Origin of the sequence: Holtiella tumoricola (assembly GCF_027857615.1) — a bacterium.
GTDB lineage: Bacteria > Bacillota > Clostridia > Lachnospirales > Cellulosilyticaceae > Holtiella > Holtiella tumoricola.
In genome coordinates, this window is record NZ_JAQIFT010000046.1 from 134,031 (window position 1) to 155,887 (window position 21,857).

At 35.6% G+C, this 21,857-nt stretch carries 19 protein-coding genes and 1 other annotated feature; all 19 genes read right to left on the reverse strand.

Annotation, left to right across the window (positions count from 1 at the left end; translation table 11 throughout):
- Positions 1–11 precede the first annotated feature (11 nt).
- A complete protein-coding gene (gene rpsL / locus PBV87_RS12450; protein WP_053983223.1) occupies positions 12–428 on the reverse strand; it encodes a 30S ribosomal protein S12 in 417 nt (138 codons plus the stop codon).
- Between the two features lie 162 nt (positions 429–590).
- Positions 591–4,118 carry a DNA-directed RNA polymerase subunit beta' gene (gene rpoC / locus PBV87_RS12455; protein WP_053983222.1) on the reverse strand — a complete coding sequence of 1,176 codons (3,528 nt, stop codon included), beginning with the start codon at positions 4,116–4,118 and terminating at the stop codon, positions 591–593.
- A 23-nt stretch (positions 4,119–4,141) separates the two neighbouring features.
- Complete coding sequence (rpoB, locus tag PBV87_RS12460; protein WP_053983221.1) at positions 4,142–7,999, reverse strand: DNA-directed RNA polymerase subunit beta; 3,858 nt, start codon at positions 7,997–7,999, stop codon at positions 4,142–4,144.
- 381 nt (positions 8,000–8,380) lie between these two features.
- Positions 8,381–8,749, reverse strand: a complete 369-nt coding sequence (gene rplL / locus PBV87_RS12465) for a 50S ribosomal protein L7/L12 (RefSeq protein ID WP_053983220.1) — start codon at positions 8,747–8,749, stop codon at positions 8,381–8,383.
- 63 nt (positions 8,750–8,812) lie between these two features.
- A complete protein-coding gene (gene rplJ, locus PBV87_RS12470; RefSeq protein ID WP_053983219.1) occupies positions 8,813–9,301 on the reverse strand; it encodes a 50S ribosomal protein L10 in 489 nt (162 codons plus the stop codon).
- A gap of 23 nt (positions 9,302–9,324) precedes the next feature.
- Positions 9,325–9,464 (reverse strand) — a sequence feature (ribosomal protein L10 leader region).
- Positions 9,465–9,528: 64 nt separating this feature from the next.
- Entirely contained in the window at positions 9,529–10,221 is a 693-nt protein-coding gene (gene rplA / locus PBV87_RS12475) for a 50S ribosomal protein L1 (RefSeq protein WP_053983218.1), read from the reverse strand.
- A gap of 86 nt (positions 10,222–10,307) precedes the next feature.
- Positions 10,308–10,733, reverse strand: coding sequence for a 50S ribosomal protein L11 (gene rplK / locus PBV87_RS12480; RefSeq protein ID WP_053983217.1), 426 nt, complete (start codon positions 10,731–10,733; stop codon positions 10,308–10,310).
- Between the two features lie 89 nt (positions 10,734–10,822).
- Positions 10,823–11,341 (reverse strand): transcription termination/antitermination protein NusG, encoded by a 519-nt coding sequence (gene nusG, locus PBV87_RS12485; protein ID WP_053983216.1) that lies wholly within the window; start codon positions 11,339–11,341, stop codon positions 10,823–10,825.
- A gap of 14 nt (positions 11,342–11,355) precedes the next feature.
- Positions 11,356–11,535 carry a preprotein translocase subunit SecE gene (gene secE, locus PBV87_RS12490; protein ID WP_053983215.1) on the reverse strand — a complete coding sequence of 60 codons (180 nt, stop codon included), beginning with the start codon at positions 11,533–11,535 and terminating at the stop codon, positions 11,356–11,358.
- Between the two features lie 38 nt (positions 11,536–11,573).
- A complete protein-coding gene (gene rpmG / locus PBV87_RS12495; protein ID WP_053983214.1) occupies positions 11,574–11,726 on the reverse strand; it encodes a 50S ribosomal protein L33 in 153 nt (50 codons plus the stop codon).
- A 299-nt stretch (positions 11,727–12,025) separates the two neighbouring features.
- The gene (locus PBV87_RS12500; protein WP_053983213.1) at positions 12,026–12,598 is read right to left on the reverse strand and encodes a beta-class carbonic anhydrase; all 573 of its coding nucleotides are present in this window, start codon (positions 12,596–12,598) and stop codon (positions 12,026–12,028) included.
- 43 nt (positions 12,599–12,641) lie between these two features.
- Complete coding sequence (locus tag PBV87_RS12505) at positions 12,642–13,058, reverse strand: hypothetical protein (protein ID WP_271012496.1); 417 nt, start codon at positions 13,056–13,058, stop codon at positions 12,642–12,644.
- A gap of 9 nt (positions 13,059–13,067) precedes the next feature.
- The gene (gene fliT, locus PBV87_RS12510) at positions 13,068–13,439 is read right to left on the reverse strand and encodes a flagellar protein FliT (RefSeq protein WP_271012497.1); all 372 of its coding nucleotides are present in this window, start codon (positions 13,437–13,439) and stop codon (positions 13,068–13,070) included.
- A 69-nt stretch (positions 13,440–13,508) separates the two neighbouring features.
- Entirely contained in the window at positions 13,509–16,724 is a 3,216-nt protein-coding gene (locus tag PBV87_RS12515) for a DEAD/DEAH box helicase (RefSeq protein ID WP_271012498.1), read from the reverse strand.
- Positions 16,725–17,733: 1,009 nt separating this feature from the next.
- Positions 17,734–17,919 (reverse strand): YjfB family protein, encoded by a 186-nt coding sequence (locus PBV87_RS12520; protein ID WP_053983209.1) that lies wholly within the window; start codon positions 17,917–17,919, stop codon positions 17,734–17,736.
- Between the two features lie 36 nt (positions 17,920–17,955).
- Positions 17,956–18,324 carry a flagellar export chaperone FliS gene (gene fliS, locus PBV87_RS12525; protein WP_271012499.1) on the reverse strand — a complete coding sequence of 123 codons (369 nt, stop codon included), beginning with the start codon at positions 18,322–18,324 and terminating at the stop codon, positions 17,956–17,958.
- 18 nt (positions 18,325–18,342) lie between these two features.
- Positions 18,343–20,139: a flagellar filament capping protein FliD gene (fliD, locus tag PBV87_RS12530; RefSeq protein ID WP_271012500.1), complete on the reverse strand. Its 1,797-nt coding sequence runs from the start codon at positions 20,137–20,139 to the stop codon at positions 18,343–18,345.
- An 11-nt stretch (positions 20,140–20,150) separates the two neighbouring features.
- The gene (locus PBV87_RS12535) at positions 20,151–20,519 is read right to left on the reverse strand and encodes a flagellar protein FlaG (RefSeq protein WP_271012501.1); all 369 of its coding nucleotides are present in this window, start codon (positions 20,517–20,519) and stop codon (positions 20,151–20,153) included.
- A gap of 87 nt (positions 20,520–20,606) precedes the next feature.
- Positions 20,607–21,830, reverse strand: coding sequence for a flagellin lysine-N-methylase (fliB, locus tag PBV87_RS12540; RefSeq protein ID WP_271012502.1), 1,224 nt, complete (start codon positions 21,828–21,830; stop codon positions 20,607–20,609).
- Positions 21,831–21,857: the final 27 nt, after the last annotated feature.

Below are 21,857 nucleotides of genomic sequence, written 5' to 3' on the forward strand. Positions count from 1 at the left end.
TCATCTTAAAACTATTTTTGTTTTGGTCTTTTAGCACCGTATTTAGAACGAGCTTGGTTTCTTTTAGCAACCCCAGCTGTATCTAAAGTACCACGTACGATATGGTAACGTGTACCTGGTAAGTCTTTTACTCTACCACCACGGATTAAAACAACACTATGTTCTTGTAAGTTGTGTCCTTCACCTGGAATGTAAGCTGTTACTTCGATCCCGTTTGTAAGACGTACTCTGGCAATCTTACGAAGAGCAGAGTTAGGTTTTTTAGGTGTTGCTGTTTTTACTGCTGTACATACACCTCTCTTTTGTGGAGCAGAGATATCTGTAGCGCGTTTTTGTAAAGAGTTGAACCCTTTTTGTAACGCTGGTGCAGTAGATTTTTTCTCGATTGATTTTCTGCCTTTACGAACTAATTGGTTAAATGTAGGCATTCTGGCACCTCCTCGCTTAATGAATAATTCCTGCTTATGCAGTATTTACTTGTGCAAACTATCACACACTGAACGATTTTAACATTCTCACATGCAAATGTCAAGGTCGAATTTTGATGGTAAAAAAAGGTCACTCTCCAAAAGAGCGACCTTTTTCCAATATTAACCTTCTGTTACTTCGACTTCTACCTTACGATATCTGTCCATACCAGTACCAGCAGGGATAAGTTTACCAATAATTACATTCTCTTTGAGACCGATAAGTGGATCCATTTTACCTTTAATCGCAGCTTCTGTAAGAACTCTTGTTGTTTCTTGGAATGATGCTGCAGATAAGAAGGATTCTGTCGCAAGAGAAGCTTTTGTGATACCTAATAGAGTTGTTTTACCTGTAGCAACCTCTAACCCCTCAGCAGCCATTTTATCGTTTACATCCTCAAATTCGAGAATGTCAACTAAGCTACCTGGAAGTAGATCTGTATCACCATTTTCTTCAATTTTAACTTTTTTGAGCATTTGTCTAACGATAACCTCAACGTGTTTATCGTTGATATCTACCCCTTGAAGACGGTATACACGTTGAACTTCTTGAAGCATGTAGTCTTGTACGCCACGTACACCCTTAATTTTAAGGATATCATGTGGGTTAACACTACCTTCTGTAAGCTCATCACCGGCTTCAATATAAGTACCATCAAGTACTTTAATACGTGAACCATAAGGAATAAGGTAAGTTTTAGCTTGCCCATTTTCACTATCTGTGATAGTTACTTCACGTTTTTTCTTAGTTTCTGTAATTGTTACAACACCTGGGAACTCTGCAATAATTGCAAGCCCTTTTGGTTTACGTGCTTCGAATAACTCTTCGATACGAGGAAGACCTTGTGTGATGTCATCTCCCGCGATACCACCTGTATGGAAAGTACGCATTGTAAGCTGTGTACCTGGCTCACCGATTGACTGAGCAGCGATAATCCCTACAGATTCCCCTACTCTTACTTCGTTACCAGATGCCATGTTTGCACCATAACATCTTGCGCAAACACCAATTTTTGATTTACATGTAAGTGCTGTTCTAATTTTAACTTTTTCAATACCAATAGCATCAATATACTCTGCTACTTGTGGACGAATCATTTTGTTTGCTTCTACAATCACTTCACCTGTTTCTGGGTGAACAATTGCTTCAGCTGCAAAACGACCTGTAAGTCTTTCGCTTAATGGTTCAATAACTTCTGCACCATCTTTGAATGCTTGAACCCACATACCTGGAATTGTAGCGTCTGCGTCATGACGACAGTCTCTTTCTCTGATGATAACATCTTGAGAAACGTCTACAAGACGACGTGTAAGGTATCCTGAATCGGCTGTACGAAGAGCTGTATCAGCAAGACCTTTACGAGCACCATGGGCAGAGATGAAGTATTCAAGTACTGATAGACCCTCACGGAAGTTAGCCTTGATTGGAAGCTCGATGATACGTCCTGATGGAGAAGCCATAAGACCACGCATACCTGCAAGCTGTTTAATCTGGTTGTTAGAACCACGGGCACCTGAGTGAGCCATCATATAGATAGGATTATATTTACCAAGTCCTTCAAATAGGGCTTTAGTAATCTTATCATTGGCTGTATTCCATGCTTGAATTACTTTATTGTAACGTTCTTCATCTGTCATAAGACCACGTTTGAAGAGTTTTGTTACATGTTCTACTGCAACATCACCTTCAGCTAAGTATTCGCCTTTTCTCTCTGGAATAACCATATCTGATACTGATACGGTTAATGATCCACGAGTTGAGAACTTAAAGCCTAAATCTTTAATGTTATCAAGAAGAATAGCTGTTTTAGTTGCACCATGTGTATTGATACATTTTTTGATAAGTTTTCCTAGTTCTTTTTTACCAACTAAGAAATCAATTTCGTATTTAAATTCATTTTCTGGGTTTGTACGATCTACAAATCCAAGATCTTGAGGAATAACTTCGTTATAGATAATACGTCCAACTGTTGTTTCAGTAATACCTGTCTTCATTTCACCATTGATTTCAATAGTTCTACGTACTTTAATACGTGCATGAAGTGTAATAACACCGTTTGTATAAGCTAAAATAGCTTCATTTTCATTTCTAAAGAATTTGCCTTCGCCTTCTTCGCCTTCTTTATCAAGTGTTAAATAATAAGTACCAAGAACCATATCCTGTGAAGGAACTGCTACTGGACCACCATCTGATGGTTTAAGTAAGTTGTTTGGCGCTAAAAGAAGGAAACGACATTCTGTTTGTGCTTCTACAGAAAGTGGAACGTGAACCGCCATCTGGTCACCATCGAAGTCAGCATTGTAAGCTGTACATACAAGTGGGTGAAGTTTAAGTGCACGACCCTCTACAAGTACAGGTTCGAATGCTTGAATACCTAAACGGTGAAGTGTAGGCGCACGGTTAAGCATAACTGGATGCTCACGGATAACTTCTTCAAGAACATCCCATACTTCTGGATGAAGTCTTTCAATCATATGTTTAGCATTTTTAATGTTGTGTGCTAAGCCATCAGATACGAGTTTTTTCATAACGAATGGTTTGAATAACTCGATAGCCATTTCTTTTGGTAAACCACATTGGTAAAGTTTAAGTGATGGTCCTACTACGATAACAGAACGTCCTGAGTAGTCAACACGTTTACCAAGTAAGTTTTGACGGAAACGACCTGCTTTACCTTTAAGCATATCAGATAAAGATTTAAGTGGTCTATTTCCAGGGCCTGTAACTGGTCTACCACGTCTACCATTGTCGATAAGTGCATCAACAGCTTCTTGAAGCATACGTTTTTCATTACGAACGATAATGTTTGGTGCTCCAAGATCAAGAAGACGTTTAAGACGATTATTACGGTTAATAACTCTTCTGTAAAGGTCGTTTAAGTCTGATGTAGCAAAACGTCCACCATCAAGTTGAATCATAGGTCTTAAGTCTGGTGGTAATACTGGTACAACATCAAGAATCATCCATTCTGGTTTATTACCAGAAAGTCTAAATGCTTCGATTACCTCTAAGCGTTTAATAATACGAATTCTTTTTTGTCCTGTAGTATCTTTAAGTCCTGCTTTAAGTTCGATACTTTCTGCTTCAAGGTCGATATCTTGAAGAAGTTTTTTAATAGCCTCTGCACCCATTTCTGCGGTAAATGAGCCATAGCCATATTTTTCTTCTGCTTCTCTGTACTCTTTTTCTGTAAGTACTTCTTTATATGATAACCCTGTATCTTTAGGATCTGTAACAATATAGCATGCAAAATAAAGGATTTTTTCTAATAATCTTGGTGAAAGATTAAGAATAAGCCCCATTCTACTTGGGATACCTTTAAAGTACCAGATGTGAGACACAGGAGCTGCAAGCTCGATGTGTCCCATTCTTTCACGGCGTACTTTTGCTTTTGTGACTTCAACACCACAACGATCACAAATTACACCTTTATATCTGATACGTTTGTATTTACCACAATGACATTCCCAGTCTTTGCTAGGTCCAAATATTTTTTCACAGAATAGCCCGTCTCGTTCAGGTCTTTGTGTACGGTAGTTAATTGTTTCTGGTTTTTTTACTTCTCCTCTAGACCATTCACGAATTTTTTCAGGGGAAGCTAATCCAATTCTTATTGCTTCAAATAGGACTGATTGATCCATATTAGTCATGACCTTTACTCCCTTCTAAGCTTTTATAAATCAAAATCATCTACTGGTTCTTCGAATAAATCATCGACAACTGACTCATCAAAATCAAAATCTAAAGATTCTTCTTCTAGATCTGCTTCTACTTCTAAATCAGTTTCCGCTAATTCTACATCATCATCGATAAACTCTGGATTTTGTGGTGCATCTTCGATACCTTCAATATTAACAGCTACGATTTCTCCATCTTCAACACTTTCTTTGATTTGAAGTTCGTCCATATCACTTGTTAATACTCTTACATCAAGTGCGAGTGATTGAAGCTCTTTAAGAAGAACTTTGAATGACTCTGGAATACCTGGTTCAGGTATATTTTCGCCTTTAACGATTGATTCATAAGTTTTAACACGACCAACAACGTCGTCAGATTTAATTGTAAGGATTTCTTGTAATGTGTACGCAGCACCATAAGCTTCAAGTGCCCATACCTCCATCTCTCCGAAACGTTGTCCACCGAATTGTGCCTTACCACCAAGAGGTTGTTGTGTAATTGTTGCATATGGTCCTGTTGAACGTGCATGCATTTTATCATCAACTAAATGGTGAAGTTTGAGGTAGTGCATGTAACCTACTGTTACAGGGTTATCAAATGCTTCACCTGTACGTCCATCACGAAGTTGTACTTTACCTGTGTGGTCAAGAGGAACACCTTCCCACTCTTTACGGTGGTCTAAGTTTTCTTCAAGGTAGTTGTATACACTTTCATCAATACGGTCTTTCCATTTTTCAGTGAATTCTTCCCATGTATTATTAACATAGTCATTCGCCATTACAAGTGTTTCCATGATGTCAGACTCGTGAGCGCCATCGAATACTGGTGTTGCAATTTTAAAGCCAAGTGCTTTAGCTGCAAGACCTAAATGGACTTCTAATACCTGTCCAATGTTCATACGTGATGGTACCCCTAGTGGATTAAGAACGATATCAAGTGCTCTACCATTTGGAAGGAATGGCATATCTTCTACTGGAAGAACTCTTGAGATAACCCCTTTATTACCATGTCGTCCAGCCATTTTATCCCCAACAGAGATTTTTCTCTTTTGAGCAATATAACAACGAACCATTTTGTTTACACCTGGAGATAATTCATCACCATTTTCACGTGTAAATACTTTAACATCTACGATAATACCAGCTTCACCATGAGGTACACGAAGTGATGTATCTCTTACTTCACGTACTTTTTCACCGAAGATTGCACGAAGTAATCTTTCTTCAGCTGTAAGTTCAGTTTCACCTTTTGGTGTTACACGACCTACTAAGATGTCTCCAGAACGTACTTCCGCACCAATACGGATAATACCTCTTTCATCAAGGTCTTTAAGTGCATCTTCACCTACGTTTGGAATATCACGAGTGATTTCTTCTGGACCTACTTTAGTATCACGTGCTTCAACTTCATATTCTTCAATATGAACAGAAGTGTAGATATCTTCTTTAATAAGTCTTTCACTTAAAAGGATAGCATCCTCATAGTTGTAACCTTCCCATGTCATGAATCCGATAAGTGGATTTTGACCAAGAGCAAGTTCACCATGATCTGTTGATGGACCATCTGCAAGTACATCACCTTTTTTGATCACATCACCTTTGTTGATGATAGGTCTTTGATTGATACATGTACCTTGGTTACTTCTTGAGAATTTAGTTAATTTATATGAGTGTTTTTTACCGTCTTCTGAACGGATAACAATTTCATCTGCTGTTACTTTTTCTGCAATCCCATCTTCACGAGCTACTGCAAGTACACCTGAGTCTACTGCCGCTTTGTGTTCCATACCTGTTCCTACAATAGGACTATTTGTACGGATAAGTGGTACTGCCTGACGTTGCATGTTGGCACCCATTAGGGCACGGTTCGCATCATCATTTTCAAGGAAAGGAATCATAGCTGTCGCAACAGATACAATTTGTTTTGGAGAAATATCCATAAGGTCAATTTCTTTGTAATCGAATTCTAGAATTTCTTCACGACGACGCGCTCTTACTTTTCTATTGATGAATTCGCCATTTTCATTGAGATCTTCTGTTGCTTGACATACTGTGTAGTTTTCTTCTTCATCAGCTGTAATATAAATTACATCATCAGTTACACGTGGTGTACCTGTTGATTTATCAATTACACGGTATGGTGCTTCAATAAAGCCGTATTCATTAATACGTGCAAATGTAGCAAGTGAGTTGATAAGACCGATGTTTGGACCCTCTGGAGTCTCGATTGGACACATACGACCATAGTGAGAATGGTGAACGTCACGAACCTCGAAGCCAGCACGTTCTCTTGAGAGACCGCCAGGACCTAATGCTGATAATCTACGTTTATGTGTAAGCTCAGCAAGAGGGTTGTTTTGATCCATGAACTGTGAAAGCTGTGAACTACCAAAGAATTCTTTAATAGCAGCTGTAACAGGTCTAATGTTAATGAATGTTTGAGGACTGATGCTCTCAGAGTCTTGAACTGTCATTCTTTCACGTACTACTCTTTCCATACGAGCAAGACCGATACGGAATTGATTTTGAAGGAGTTCTCCTACAGCACGGATACGACGGTTACCAAGGTGGTCAATGTCATCTTTATGTCCTAAATCATATTCAAGATGAATATTATAATTAATAGAAGCAAAAATATCTTCTAAAGTGATATGCTTTGGAACAAGTTCATTATGTCTTGCAATAACTGCAGCTCTAATATCGTCTTCTTCATCAAATTCTTCAATAATACGTACTAATGCTGGATAGTAAACTGCATCTTTGATGCCTACTTCATCAACATTAATATCTGGGAAGAAATGATTAAAGTCTACTGTTTGGTTAGTAAGAACTTTAACTGGACGATCTGTTTCTGCTACTGCGATATAGATATGAGGTGCTCCAGTGTTTTGGATCTTGTCAGCTAAAGCAACTGTGATTTTTTCACCTGCTGTTGCTACTACTTCACCTGTGAACATATCTACTACATCTTCAGCAAGTTTATGACCTGTAACACGGTTTCTTAATGCTAATTTTTTATTGAATTTATAACGACCTACTTTTGCAAGGTCATATCTACGAGGATCAAAGAACATATTGCCAAGAAGTGTTTGCGCACTTTCAACTGTTGGTGGCTCACCTGGACGAATACGTTTGTATATTTCTAAAAGCCCTTCTTCATATGTCTTAGTAGTATCCTTTTCGATAGTTTGAAGAATTTTTGGTTCTTCTCCAAATGTATCAAGAATTTCAGCATCACTGCCGAGTCCTAATGCACGTAAAAGAACTGTAACTGGTACTTTACGTGTACGGTCTACTCTTACATAGAAGATATCATTTGAATCTGTTTCATACTCAAGCCATGCTCCACGGTTAGGAATAACTGTTGCAGAGTAAAGCTTTTTACCGATTTTATCAAAATCGATTGCATAATAGATCCCTGGAGAACGTACTAACTGGCTAACAATAACACGCTCAGCCCCATTAATAATGAAGGTTCCGTTTTCTGTCATAAGAGGGAAATCTCCCATGAACACATCATTATCAATTGTTTCTCCTGTTTCTTTGTTGTGAAGTCTTGCTTTTACTTTAAGAGCGGCACTATAGTTAGTATCTCTCTCTTTTGCTTCTTCTACTGTGTATTTAGGTTTGCTGTCTAAAACAAAATCTACAAATTCAAGACTAAGGTTGCCATTGAAATCTGTAATTGGAGAGATATCTTGGAATACTTCTTTAAGCCCTTCTTTGAGGAACCAGTTGTAAGAATCTTTTTGTACCTCTATAAGGTTTGGTATTTCAAAAATCTCATCTGTTGAAGCATAGCTCATACGAATTTGTTTGCCCACATTAATTGGACGAATCTTAGATTTTTGCATGTGTTCTCTCACCCCTTGCAAAATTTATAAATCATGCAGCATGCTGCATTATTCCGAGTAAATCTTAAAGTGACATAATCTTATAAACTATTGTAGATTTTTACATCATTATACATTTAAGTTAGATTATGTATTGTAATGTTTTTACCAGTATGATATAATATTTACAGAAATATTTACATACTGACACATTCTAATATGCTATCAGAAAAAAAAGGGTAAGTCAACCCTTTTTCCTTATTTTTGGCTAAGCAATTTTAAATATAACATTCAAGGTAGTTACTTTCAAGGGGTAACTGCCTCTTTTTTATCTCTTTAATTCTAAATTATTCATGGAAAAAAATAAAAGGCAGCAATTGCTGCCTTTTAGCATAACCGGAATTATTTTAAAGTTACTTGAGCGCCAACTTCTTCTAATTTAGCTTTGATTGCTTCAGCTTCATCTTTAGAAACGCCTTCTTTAAGAACTTTTGGTGTTCCTTCTGTTACTTCTTTAGCTTCTTTTAAGCCAAGACCTGTAATTTCACGAACAACTTTGATTACTTTGATTTTTTCTGAACCAGCGCTTGTTAATTCAACGTCGAATTCTGTTTTTTCTTCTGCTGCTGCACCTGGTGCTGCTGCTACCATAACGCCTGCTGCTGCTGATACACCGAACTCTTCTTCACAAGCTGTTACTAAATCGTTTAATTCTAAAATTGTTAATTCTTTAATAGCTTCCATGATTTCTTGGATTGATAATTTTGCCATTGTAAGCACCTCCGTAATTTTAATTACTAATTAATTATTAATGTAAATTTAACTCTAGGCAGATTATTCTGCGTCTTTTTCTGCAACTTGTTTAATAACACGTGCAAAGCTTGCAATAGGTGATTTGATGCTTCCAAGTAAACGACCAAGTAATTCTTCTCTTGGTGCGATATTACCGATAGCTAACATCCCATTTGCATCATAGTAAGTACCTTCTACTACGCCACCTTTAAATTCTAACTTTTCGTTAGCTTTAGCAACTTTAGCTAATACTCTAGCTCCAGCAGTTGCATCATCATAGCTGATAGCGATAGCTGTAGGTCCTTCAAGATGTTTAGAAATTGCTTCGAATTCTGTTCCTTGAACTGCGAAGTTTACCATAGTGTTTTTGTATACTTTGTACTCAACACCAGCTTCACGAAGTTCTTTACGAAGAACTGTATCTTGTTCTACAGTAAGACCACGGTAGTCTACTAAAAGGATAGAACTAGCTCCTTCTAATTTTGCTTTGATTTGATCAACAACAACTTGTTTTTGTTCAACTTTTGCCATTGTTACACCTCCTAATTCCAGGTTATGTCAAAAAAATACCACTTTGCTTTTTTCCGCAGGCAAAGTGGTGATACATCCGTCCATAGTATGATATAGACCTCGGTAGGTTGTATACGTTATGCCTTTCGGCACCTACTGTCTGCGGTACAGTATTCATTTTCAACACTTAAGATGATAACATGTCCATCTTAAGTTGTCAACATTTATTAGCTACCAGTTTCTGTTAATTATTCAGCTTTAGCTGGGTTGATTTTTACACCAGGGCCCATTGTTGAAGAAACAGAGATACTACGAAGGTATTGACCTTTAGCAGCAGCTGGTTTTGCTTTTATGATTGCACTCATTAATGTGGAGAAGTTTTCTTGTAATTTTTCTTGACCGAATGAAACTTTACCTACTGGAACGTGGATAATGTTTGTTTTGTCAAGACGGTACTCAATTTTACCAGCTTTGATATCATTGATTGCTTTAGTAACGTCCATAGTAACTGTACCAGCTTTAGGGTTTGGCATTAAGCCTTTTGGTCCAAGAACACGACCTAAACGACCTACAACACCCATCATGTCTGGTGTAGCAACTACAACATCAAACTCGAACCAACCTTCATTTTGGATTCTTGGGATTAAATCTTCAGCACCTACGAAATCTGCACCAGCAGCTAAAGCTTCATCAGCTTTTGCACCTTTAGCAAATACAAGTACTCTATGAGTTTTACCAGTACCGTGTGGTAATACTACCGCACCACGTACTTGTTGATCAGCATGACGGCTGTCAACACCTAATTTGATGTGTGCTTCAACTGTTTCGTCGAATTTTGCACTTGACGCTTTTACTACTAAATCAAAAGCTTCGTTTGTATCGTATAAGCTTGAACGATCTACAAGTTTAGCAGCTTCGATATATTTTTTTCCTCTTTTCATAACGTTACCTCCTTGTGGTGTTATCGGGGACTATGCCCTCCCACGTACTATATACGCGCTCAAATTATTTTTAAATTAGTTTTGAATTAACCTTCAATAACGATTCCCATTGAACGTGCTGTACCAGCAATCATGCTCATAGCAGATTCAATGCTTGATGCATTAAGGTCTGGCATTTTAAGTTCTGCAATTTCTCTGATTTTAGCTTCAGTGATTTTTGCAACTTTTGTTTTGTTTGGTACTGCTGAACCAGATTGAATGTTAGCTGCTTTTTTAAGTAATACAGCTGCTGGTGGAGTTTTTGTGATGAAAGTAAAACTTCTGTCAGCATATACAGTAATTACTACTGGGATAATAAGACCAGCATCTTTTGCTGTTCTTTCGTTGAATTCTTTTGTGAAACCAACGATATTAACACCATGTTGACCAAGAGCTGGACCAACTGGTGGTGCAGGAGTTGCCTTACCTGCTGGAATTTGTAATTTGATCATTCCTGTAACTTTTTTAGCCATCTTAGTTACCTCCTAAAGAAAATGTGGTATTCGCGGGGAATTCCCTCCCACTCGCGCGTTGCTTGTAAAATTATAAAACTAAACTTGTTTTAGATAAATCTTTCGATCTGATCGAAGCTTACCTCTACTGGGAATTCACGTCCGAATCCATGAACAGATACAATAACTGCCTCTTTTGCTTCATGAATTTCTCTTACGATTCCCTCAGAATCTTGGAAAGCACCAGATAAAATCTTCACTGCATCTCCAATTTCCACTTGTGGGCGTAAAACGCTAATATCAATTCCCATGCTTTTGATTTCATCGACAGATAAAGATACCGGTTTAGAGTCTGGACCTACGAATCCTGTAACACCACGGGTGTTACGTACGACATACCATGTATCATCTGTCATAACCATTTTGATTAGTACATATCCAGGGAAAGTTTTTCTCTGTACGGTTCTTGTAGTTCCGTTTCTTTCTTCAACTTCATCTTGCATAGGAACTTCAACCACATGGATTAAGTCTTGCATATTACGATTTTTAATAGCTTTCTCAATATTAGCTTTTACTTTGTTTTCATATCCAGAATATGTGTGTACCACATACCATCTTGCCTCATCCATTGTTGTTCCTCCAATTATACTACTTGACGTAACAGTTGTAGAGCGTAACTAAATACCGCATCCATTCCAAAAATTATAATTGCAACTATTAGTGCAAATATGATTACATTTGCAGTCTTAACTATAAGTTCTGATTTGTTTGGCCAAACTATTCTTTTACTTTCTGCTATGAAGTCTTTAAAAAATTCAACCATTTTCTCATCCTCCCTGGTTAATACTGATTCATACACTCTTATTTTTTAGTTTCTTTGTGAAGTGTATGTGTTTTGCAGAATTTGCAATACTTTTTAGTTTCCATGCGATCAGGATGTGCTTTTTTATCCTTTGTCATGGTGTAGTTTCTACGCTTGCAATCCTCACAAGCTAAAGTAATTTGTACTCTCACGATTGACACCTCCACTTGAGTTAAAGCTCTTAAAAATTGCCATAAAAAAAAGACCTATTTAGGTACAAGTCTAATATAGCATACTGTGAAATACACAGTCAAGAGGATTATTCCTCAATTATTTGTTAATTTTTATCATTTATTAGCTTTTTGCATACTTTCAAAAACTAATTGTGATGTGATTTGTATTTTAACATCACTTTATGTATTTAGCAATAGGAAGATTCATGCAATCCTATGGACTTTCGTAATCTATAAACCTAATGTCTCATTTATAGATTACGTGTTCAACTTATAAACTAGTGATCTCCATTTACAATAACATCTAATTTCCCTGTATAAGGATCCATAATCACACCATGAATACGTATGTCCTTCGGTATTAATGGATGGTTTTTGATACTCTCTACACTTTCCTTAATAGCTTCTTCTACAGATTCAAATCCATGTAGCCACTTCTTAACATCTATACCCGCATGATAAAGCGTAGAGATTATATTTTCCTCAATACCTCTTTGTTTCATTTTCTCCACAAGAACATCACTATCTAGATTACTCATCCCACAACAGTGATGGCCTACCACAATGACATCTTTTGCCTCAAATTCATAGATTGCCACTATGATACTTCGAATAATACTTCCAAAAGGATGCATAACCGTTGCGCCTGCATTTTTAATAATCTTTGCATCCCCATTTTTGATATTCATCGCTTTAGGTAATAACTCTGTAAGTCTAGTATCCATACAAGATAGAATAACTAACTTCTTCTCAGGATTTTTAGTGGTTATATAAGCCTCATAAGCTTTTTCATCAACAAACTGAGCATTGTACTTTAAAATTTCATCTAATCTTGAACCTTTATAATCCATTATGCCTCTCCTTATATAACCTTATACTCTATTTTTCTATTTTTTACTCTTTACTATGTTGCTTATAAGCATTTGCAACTTGAGCCTGACTTTTAGGGATTTCTACTTTTTCTGTAAGACGTCTTAGAAGATCTTGCATGATAAGGACATTTTGCTGTTCTAATTGAATGACCTTATCCTTAAGTCCTAAAACATGTGAGACCGTTTGCTTAAGTAACTTTTGTATTTCTGGGTCTGTAATTTCAGCTTTATCCCTATTATAAAGCCCTTGGAAAATTTGCTCTGTTTTTTCTAATTCTAATGTGACTTCATTTTTATAAGCTGCCATCTCTTCTATTAAATCTAAACTTTCCCCTGCATGGTTACTATCAAGTAATATGGTCGTTTGGTTCTGAGTAATCGTATAGATTTGGTTTAAATACTCTATGATTTGATTAAGACTTGCAAAAAGTTCTTCCATATCTCTCACCTACCTTTTATCGTAGAAAATCCCTTCTTCATCGGATACATCATAAGGGTTATTATAAACATCATTCACATGTTGTCTTTGGCGTAAATCTTGAATTTGCTGACGTGTTTTTTGAAGATTTGCCTTTACTTCTTCAAATTGACGATTAAACTCCGCATTATTGGCTGTATCTAATGCCACGATTTGTTTGAGTAAATCCTCATGTCTTTCTTCTTTTGCCTCTGGCATCTTTTCATGAAGTGCCTGTAATGCATCTATCTGCTCTTGCTTTTGCTCTAATAAGCTTTCAAAGGCTTCTAAATCTTCTTGTTGTAACGCTGATTGTTGCTTAAGAGTAAGAGCTAAAATTGCTTCTAAAAGTTGTTGTTTCATAACGCCTCCGCTGATAAATAGAATCTGTTATTGTATTTATCGTCACATTAGGAGAAGTTCTATATAGACTTAATCTAAGGTAAATAAATCTCTTATCTCATTTTCTGTCATTTGCCCAATCAATGTATGTCCTTCTGTTAAGACGTTATCCGCTAAACCAATCTTTCTTTCTTGAAGCTCTTTGATTTTTTCTTCTATCGTATTTTGAGTAATCAACTTAAAGACTTGTACATTCTTCTCTTGTCCAATACGATACGCACGATCTGTCGCTTGGTTTTCACTTGATACATTCCACCATGGATCATAATGGATCACAATATCTGCACCTGTTAAGTTCAGTCCCGTTCCACCTGCTTTTAATGAAATAAGGAAAATAGGTGTGGTATCTTCATTAAAGGCTTCTACCATGGCAAGACGTCTATCTGCCCTTGTCTCACCTGTTAATTTATAATAATGAATATCTCGCTTCTCTAACTCTTCACCTATTTTCTCAAGCATAGTCGTAAACTGAGAGAATAGAAGAATTTTGTGTCCTGCTTCTATACTATCTTCTATAAGTTCAAGACATTGATCCAATTTACTACTACCACCTTCATAATCTTCAAGGAACAATCCTGGATGACAACATAACTGTCTCAGACGTGTCAGCATAGCCAAAATTTTGATATGGCTTTTGCCTAAACCTTTTTCTTTAACTTCCTTATTAAATTCCTTTTGCATCATAGCAAGATGCGCTTTATAAAGGGTTGCTTGTTCCTCTTCCATACGGTTAATAATGATGGTTTCAGTCTTATCTGGAAGCTCTTTAAGCACTTCTTTTTTCAAACGTCTAATAATAAATGGTGCCACCATACTACGTAAGCGATTGATTGCACGTTCATCTTCAAACTTCACAATAGGTGTCTCAAAACTTCCTTTGAACCTTAAGTAATTGTATAAATAACTTGGCATGATAAAGTCAAACACACTCCACAGCTCTGCTAATGTATTTTCTATAGGTGTACCTGTCAATGCAAAACGCACTTCACTCTTAACCATCTTTAAGGCTTGTGCATTTTGTGTATTGGGATTTTTGATATAATGGGCCTCATCAGCTATACAGAATCTAAAGTTTAAGTCCTCATAATAATCGATATCACGCTTTAACGTATCATAAGATGTAATGACTACATCATAATTTGCAATGCTTTCTATTCGCTCTCTACGACTTTCAAAATCACCTGCTAGTACTAATACACTCAATTCTGGTGCAAACTTCATAATCTCACGTTCCCAATTTAAAACAAGAGAGGTAGGTGCTACAACTAAACTTGGATGAGCCTTCTCAGCTTTTTCTGAAAGGAATAGTGCGATGACTTGAAGTGTTTTACCAAGTCCCATATCATCAGCAAGTATGCCACCAAATCCATAGGCCGCCATAGTCTTTAACCATCTATAACCTACTTTTTGATAACTTCTTAAAATACGTTTAAGTGTAGCTGGCACTTCATAATCTGTATCTTCTACATTTTTGATGTCCCTTATAATTTGCTTAAAGTACTTATCACGTTCAACTTGAATCTCATCACTTTTCTTAAGGATTTGGTCTAAGTATAAGGCTCTAAACTTAGGAAGTTCCACTTCCCCTTGCAAGATAGTATCATAATCTAGATCCAGTCCTTCTAAGATAGCTGCTAATTGCTCCACATCATGAGCCTCTGTATTAATAAAGGCACCATTTTTAAGACGATAGTACTTTTTCTTTTGTTTATAAGCGAAAATAACGGCTTCTATTTCTTCAGCGGTCATATTGATCTCTTGAAAATTCACTTTAAGCAGATCACTTTCTATCTTAATGCCAATGGCACCTATAGTTGGCTTCTTAAACTTCATCTGCTTTAAGTCTTCGGAAATATGAATTTCAGCTAATTCAAGTAAAGTTTCTACTCCTTTATTTAAGAAATCATAAATGGCTTCTTCTTCATCTAAATGAATTTGTCCATTACGATTTTTGAAAGGATATTGAGCAAGAAGATTGTTAAAGGCATGTTCCTTACCCACTTCACGTGCTACTTCAATCTGTACATTATCTCCTGAATCATAAGGATTAAAACTGGTATGTCCATACTTGAAGGTGACTTTTCCTACTATATTATTGTTGCTATCTTTATCTAAGAAAAGTTTAATCTCAAGCTTAGGTGGATCGTACTCTTCTAAAAGTCTTTGATCAATTTCTAATGCCACTTGACGTTTAATCTTAGGTAATATGGTCAGCACAAAACGCTGCCATCCTCTTTCATCAAAGGCTAACACATTAGTATGCATGTCATGCATAAAGATTAAAATCGGCATAATAGCATCTGCATAAGTCTTACTACACTTATACAGCCTATCTTCCATCATAATATAGCTACTCTTAGGATATTTAATCAGCTCCCAAGGTTCTTTTTTCAACGTTAATATAAATTGACTGTCTTGTTGCTCAGCCTTAAAGAACAAAACAGGATTCTCTCTTATTAAAGTTAAACTATTCCCTACGCCCCCTTCATAGGCAATACTCTTCCCTTCTAAAAGTTCAAATAACTTATCAAATCCTTGAGTCGTTAAAGTTAACAACTTCTTATCCATACGACTCCCTTTTCCGTTCATTAGGATTTGATCCGTTAACATCTGCTTAGCAATAACCTCATCTACAAACCATTCTACAAAAGGTCTATCTTCTTCTTTAAAAGCTTCTATATGATGTATAAAAGAAAGGTTCTTGCCATAATCTAACTGCTCCTCATTGACAATGGCAGAAGCAAAAGCAATGACATCCTTCACAATGTACATACGGTCTTCTCCTATTTGCAGACTGAGACCGTAACGATCTCCCCATAAATGATTGAGCTTTGGCTGTACACTAATATAACCCTTCTTCAACACTTGTACTTGTTTTGTCACTTCATTCTCATAGAAGTCTAACATCTGTGCACCATAAATCTGCTCGATAGGCTGTACTTCTACCGAGCCCTCTTTCATACGCACACAAAACTCAATGAGTAATGCCGCCACATGCTCACAAATATACCAATTGCCATAAGGCCCATTACAGGTACATTTATGTGTGACACGTCCTGCATCATTGAGCTTCACTAAAACATCTATAAGTCTTCCTCTATCTTCTACACACCCTTGGACTTCATAACCCTCAGGTGACTTAAAAACTTGAATATTCTTTACAAACCCCAAACCGTACAAATGCTTAGCATCATTAAAGATTGTCGCACTTGAACACATCTCTTTAATCTCTTCTAATGTAATCATCGCCTGCTCCTTACACATTCTCTTTTGTTCAATACCTATCCTTACAGTATAACCCATTTAAAAAGAATGTAAAAGTTATTGGCTTGTTTCTATGTATTACCTCATGGTATTAGCTTATGATTTAATCTCTCTTTTTGTTGTGTTTTTGTACAGTATACTCTAGTCTCATCTAAGCACTTTTAACAAATTCAATCTTTTTGCTTTACATTTGGGAGACTTTTTTTATTTTTCGTGTATATATAGGTATACAGTTTTTATAGTGAGGTATGTTGCATGCTTCATGCTAAAAATTGTAGGCCACAGAATAAGAGAAAATTTTATAACGCTTTGCGACGAATTTTCTCTTGCTGCGGCGTATGTATATATATAAGGTATAAACACCTTATAGGTATCCTATAGGACAAGTCCTAGGCCCCTTGTTCCTCTGATACCCGTCTAAGAAAAATTAAGCACATAAGGCTCCTCCTCCCTGGCCTTTATAAGCTTACCTTCCTTAGACACCCAGTCCTATAGGTTGTGGCAACTGTAGGTCACTGGCCACCTTATAACTAAATAGTGTCTTCCACCTCAAAATAGCCCATACCTAATGTATACACACTCTGTTACCCAGACAACGTATGAGGTAAATCCGGCGTACATACGGTCAGCCTTGGACACCTGGCATGATACATCCATTAGGGATCCCTTTCACTGCAGGCACACCAACGTGGAACGCATGTAGCGCGGTAAGTCCAAGAGTACCACGTCTACGGAGCAGCTCTGTCTATACAACGGTTACTGCTACATACTCGGAAGATGCTATAAGTTATAATCCTGCCACACCATACAAGAAGCCACCTTAAGTCAATCTTTGCGCAAGCAGGGAGGAGAAGACTGTCTTAGGGTGGCTTCTTGTGGTTTGAAATAATGAGATGAATGGAATACACATTAGATTAAAATAATTCCCAGTATAAAAAAGAGAAATAGCCTAGTTAGACTATTTCTCTTTTTGTTTGTTGTTATGTAATCGTTAAAGCTTAACGTTAATTGTGCTACCTAAGTTCGGATTGACTGAAAGCTCCATACTCTTAAGCATATCTGCCATAGCTTGTCCTGTTTGCTCTCCCATATCCATAGAAAGCTTAGTAACAGCTACACCCACTTGAGTGCCTACGTTCATTTGGCTAAGTGCCATTGATAATGCTGCGATATCCATATTGGATCACATCCTTTAATCTATATCTATTTAATACTACTTTGCCATCTTGATGACTTGTTGCCAAGTATCACGATACTCACGAATGAGTTCTCTCGCATCGATAACCTTTTGTGGGTTCTTTTGAATGTTTCCTTCTATTAAAAGTTGTCTAATAAAAGTATACAGTCTATCCATTTCTTTACCCACTTCATACTTTGTATCTAATGTTGCTTGAAGTTCAGTAATAATATCTTGAACACGTAAATTAGATTGATTTGCTTTTTGTACATCCTTTTGTTCCATCGCATCAAGGGTTAAGTTACAAAATTTAATTGCACCATTGTATAACATTAATGTTAATTCCCCTGGTGATGCTGTCATAACGGAATTGTTTTGATATTGTTGATATGGATTAGTTATCATTACTGTCCTCCTATTGGTCTATCCCATTTGGCTTGTAAGCCAACTACTTTGGCTGTTGAGTTTTTGCATCATTTTTTCCATAGCCATAAATCTTTTATAATACATATCTTCCATACGGTACATACGTTCTTCCAATTTCTTCACATCATCTTTTGCCACAGTAATCTTTTTATCTAAAGCTTTATCATTGTAAAAAGAATAAGCACTTCTTAATGTAGTAGAACGTGACACGTTATTAATAGAGTCATATAATCTATCACCAATACTTTTTGTACGATTTTCATATTTAGCTACTAATGCTTTATCATTTTCTAATTCTGATTTTTTTAGCTCTTCCCATGACTTAGTGCTAGATATGACTCCATTTGCTAAGTCCTTTTCAAAAACACTTTTAGGATCACCAGATCCTGCAATAAGTTGGATTACCCCATCTGTATCCTTTGCTAGTGCTTTTCTAAACTTATCTTCATCAAAATGGAGCTTTCCTTTTTCTTTCCAATCACCCGTACTAATACCTATTTCTGATAAAGAAGAAAATGTACCACCTTCAACTACTCCCGAAAGTACTTCTCTCATAGAATCTACAACATATTTTAGGTCAGGATCTTTTCTAAATATCCCATCTTTAATTTTTTTATCCCATGCCTCAATTTCATACTCACTCATTTCCTTCTTTTGTTCTGATGTAAGTGGTTTATATGATTTGCTGCTTGCTGCATCAAGTTTATTATGAATATCTTCAATTAACTTATTATATTCTGTTACAAACTCTTTCATAAAATCTACAATAGCATCTGTATCTTGTGTAGCTACAAGTGTAATGGGGTCTTTTGTTATTGTATTTATTATAAAATTAGCTCCATTTACACTAATGTTATTAGCTTCTGAATTAATTTCTACTCCATTATATGATAAGATAGCATTTTTACCTATACTTATATTTTCTTTCTGTATGCCATCTCCTATTATGCTAATATCTTTCTGTTTTGCTCCTACTATAAATTTCCCATCTCTATAAATCACTTTTGACTTATCTTTATCATCAATTACTCCATCATTTAATGCTGCCTCTAACTGAGTGATGATATTTTCATGAGTTTCTCCTGCGCTAATAGAAATAGCTTTTCCTTTAATAGTTAATGTAGTATCTTTTGTTGTATCTATCTTTAATGCTGTTGTCGATGCATCTAAGATACCTAATTTGTTCCATACATCTTTGTCCCCTCCCAAAGCAATAGAATGACTTTCTCCTGTCTTTTTAGATGAAATAAAAAATGCTTTTGTATTTGTATCAAAGTTAACATTTATATTGGGATCTACTTGTTGCATTTCTTTAGCCAAAGAAGAAATAGTATGCTCCTCAGTAATTTCAATTTCCTTACCATTTATAGTTATTTTTTTACCCACTAAATCTTTATATCCATCTTGTTCAGATAATTTTTTTGTTGTATCAATATCGCTAATTGCTTTACTAGTAATTCTTGCCCCTTCAGCTAATTGATCAATTCTATCTATGGTATGTGTACCTACTGGTAAGGTAGCATTTTTATCTATAGTAATTATAGATGGATTTGATAAACTAATATTTTTCTTATTAAATGTACTTTCTAATCTCATCTTACTTATATATTTATCATGAAAATCAAAAATTTGCTTATTCATATCTCTCCAAGCATTCTTTTGCATTTCCATTAAGGTTTGTTGTTGCCATTTACTATCAACCTTCATTTGATAAGGCGCAATCATACTCTTAACAATGGATTCTGTATCTAAACCTGACGCCATACCTGTAAATTTAATACTTGTTGTACGCATATACTTTCCTCCTACCTTTTTTCATCCACATATAATCCTGCCATCTCACAAAAAGATACAATCATATCTACAAGCTTCTCTGATGGTATTTCTCTAATAATTTCTTTACTTTCTGTATTAACCACTTTAACTAACATTTCTTTAGTTTTTTCATGGAATGAAACTTCAACTTCTACTCCTTTTCCCGCTAACTTACTATTCACTTCTTCAATAGCATTTAAAATCGTTTTTTCTTGAAAAGTTGGTTGATAAGATGGGTCTACTTGCATCTGCTGTTTAACTTGTTGGATAGAATGTACCATTTTATTCATTTCATTTATATTATCTGATGAGTTTGTCATTTGAGACGTAGTAGCTATATTCAATAATTCAATACCCATATATTTACTCTCCCTTAATTATATAAAATAATCTTTTTCTACTAATACATCGACTAATTTCTATTCCATTTTATAGTGAGCTAAAATCTAATTTTTAATTAAGATAGCCATATGAGCTAAATCTATATATCCATTTTCTTTTAGTAATCTTAAAATTCGGTTAAAATAATGTGGATTATGCTCATATGTACCACATAATACATGTATAAGGTCTATAACATTTTCTACCTCTAATTCTTTATGAATACTTGCTACCCCTATAAGGTGTAATTTGATGATAATATAGTGCAAAATAAGACCTACATAACTTTCAAATACTGATTCCTTATTTACAGGAAGAAGCTCTAAGAAGAAATAATTTACTAAATAATTTTCAAAAATATACCCATGTTCATTCATAAATGGCCTATAATAGTTTTCATAGCTTTCACGGTAAATATCTGAACTTTTTTCTAGTGACGTATCTACAGTTAAATTTAAACCAACTATGATTTCTGATATATATCTATTATACTTATCATCATTTATACCCATCTCATAACGTATATCTATCAATTCTTTACCTAATTTTAATTGCATTTCTACTATAGACGGAATATCATCTAGAATATTTTTATACAAATTGGCATCCACTTTTTGCTTAAATCTATTTAAACTATACGGAATATCATCTACCTTCTGTTCTTTAGCTAATTGATCTAACTCTTTGCACAGTAATCCTAGTATCAACAAACGTTCTTCTATTGTATAGCTTCTATTTTGTAGTATACTAATCATTACAATCCTCATATCCCAAAAATAATCTTTCCAACTAAGATATTCTGGCCTTGTCTTAAACTCTTGAAGATAAATATCTCTATCTGTAAACTCTCTTTCTTCTTGATCAAATTCCATTACATCCTGATTTAACAGAACAACTCTAGCCGCTTCTATACATGACAAAGTCAGACCTTGCTCCATTACACCATTTACCCTTGTATGTAATCTAGGATACATAGCGCATGTATTAGATAAATACGATTCTCCTAGTTTTAACTGTAATTCACATAACTTGTCCGAATTTAAGAATGGACAATAACTATTTTGTAACCTTATTTTAGCTACTTCATGTTTATCTCCTCCTACTCTATTTCTACCTACGTATTTTTCTACTTTTTTTCTCATTTCATAATCAGGTATCTTTTTATATTTTTTATACGTTCTCTCATCAATTGTAATCTTCCAACATCCACAACAAGTGTCTTCACATGCTGTACCTGTACATTTAAATTCTTTTATATATTTTGGGATAAGCATAGGTATTTTTTTCATATTTTCTCCTTTTAAATAACCACTCTA

Excerpts from the sequence above, each read along its gene's own strand:
- rpsL (WP_053983223.1), bottom strand. The coding sequence starts at position 428 with ATGCCTACATTTAACCAATTAGTTCGTAAAGGCAGAAAATCAATCGAG.
- rpoC (WP_053983222.1), bottom strand. The coding sequence starts at position 4,118 with ATGACTAATATGGATCAATCAGTCCTATTTGAAGCAATAAGAATTGGA.
- rpoB (WP_053983221.1), bottom strand. The coding sequence starts at position 7,999 with ATGCAAAAATCTAAGATTCGTCCAATTAATGTGGGCAAACAAATTCGT.
- rplL (WP_053983220.1), bottom strand. The coding sequence starts at position 8,749 with ATGGCAAAATTATCAATCCAAGAAATCATGGAAGCTATTAAAGAATTA.
- rplJ (WP_053983219.1), bottom strand. The coding sequence starts at position 9,301 with ATGGCAAAAGTTGAACAAAAACAAGTTGTTGTTGATCAAATCAAAGCA.
- rplA (WP_053983218.1), bottom strand. The coding sequence starts at position 10,221 with ATGAAAAGAGGAAAAAAATATATCGAAGCTGCTAAACTTGTAGATCGT.
- rplK (WP_053983217.1), bottom strand. The coding sequence starts at position 10,733 with ATGGCTAAAAAAGTTACAGGAATGATCAAATTACAAATTCCAGCAGGT.
- nusG (WP_053983216.1), bottom strand. The coding sequence starts at position 11,341 with ATGGATGAGGCAAGATGGTATGTGGTACACACATATTCTGGATATGAA.
- secE (WP_053983215.1), bottom strand. The coding sequence starts at position 11,535 with ATGGTTGAATTTTTTAAAGACTTCATAGCAGAAAGTAAAAGAATAGTT.
- PBV87_RS12500 (WP_053983213.1), bottom strand. The coding sequence starts at position 12,598 with ATGGATTATAAAGGTTCAAGATTAGATGAAATTTTAAAGTACAATGCT.
- PBV87_RS12505 (WP_271012496.1), bottom strand. The coding sequence starts at position 13,058 with ATGGAAGAACTTTTTGCAAGTCTTAATCAAATCATAGAGTATTTAAAC.
- fliT (WP_271012497.1), bottom strand. The coding sequence starts at position 13,439 with ATGAAACAACAACTTTTAGAAGCAATTTTAGCTCTTACTCTTAAGCAA.
- PBV87_RS12515 (WP_271012498.1), bottom strand. The coding sequence starts at position 16,724 with ATGATTACATTAGAAGAGATTAAAGAGATGTGTTCAAGTGCGACAATC.
- PBV87_RS12520 (WP_053983209.1), bottom strand. The coding sequence starts at position 17,919 with ATGGATATCGCAGCATTATCAATGGCACTTAGCCAAATGAACGTAGGC.
- fliS (WP_271012499.1), bottom strand. The coding sequence starts at position 18,324 with ATGATAACTAATCCATATCAACAATATCAAAACAATTCCGTTATGACA.
- fliD (WP_271012500.1), bottom strand. The coding sequence starts at position 20,139 with ATGCGTACAACAAGTATTAAATTTACAGGTATGGCGTCAGGTTTAGAT.
- PBV87_RS12535 (WP_271012501.1), bottom strand. The coding sequence starts at position 20,519 with ATGGGTATTGAATTATTGAATATAGCTACTACGTCTCAAATGACAAAC.
- fliB (WP_271012502.1), bottom strand. The coding sequence starts at position 21,830 with ATGAAAAAAATACCTATGCTTATCCCAAAATATATAAAAGAATTTAAA.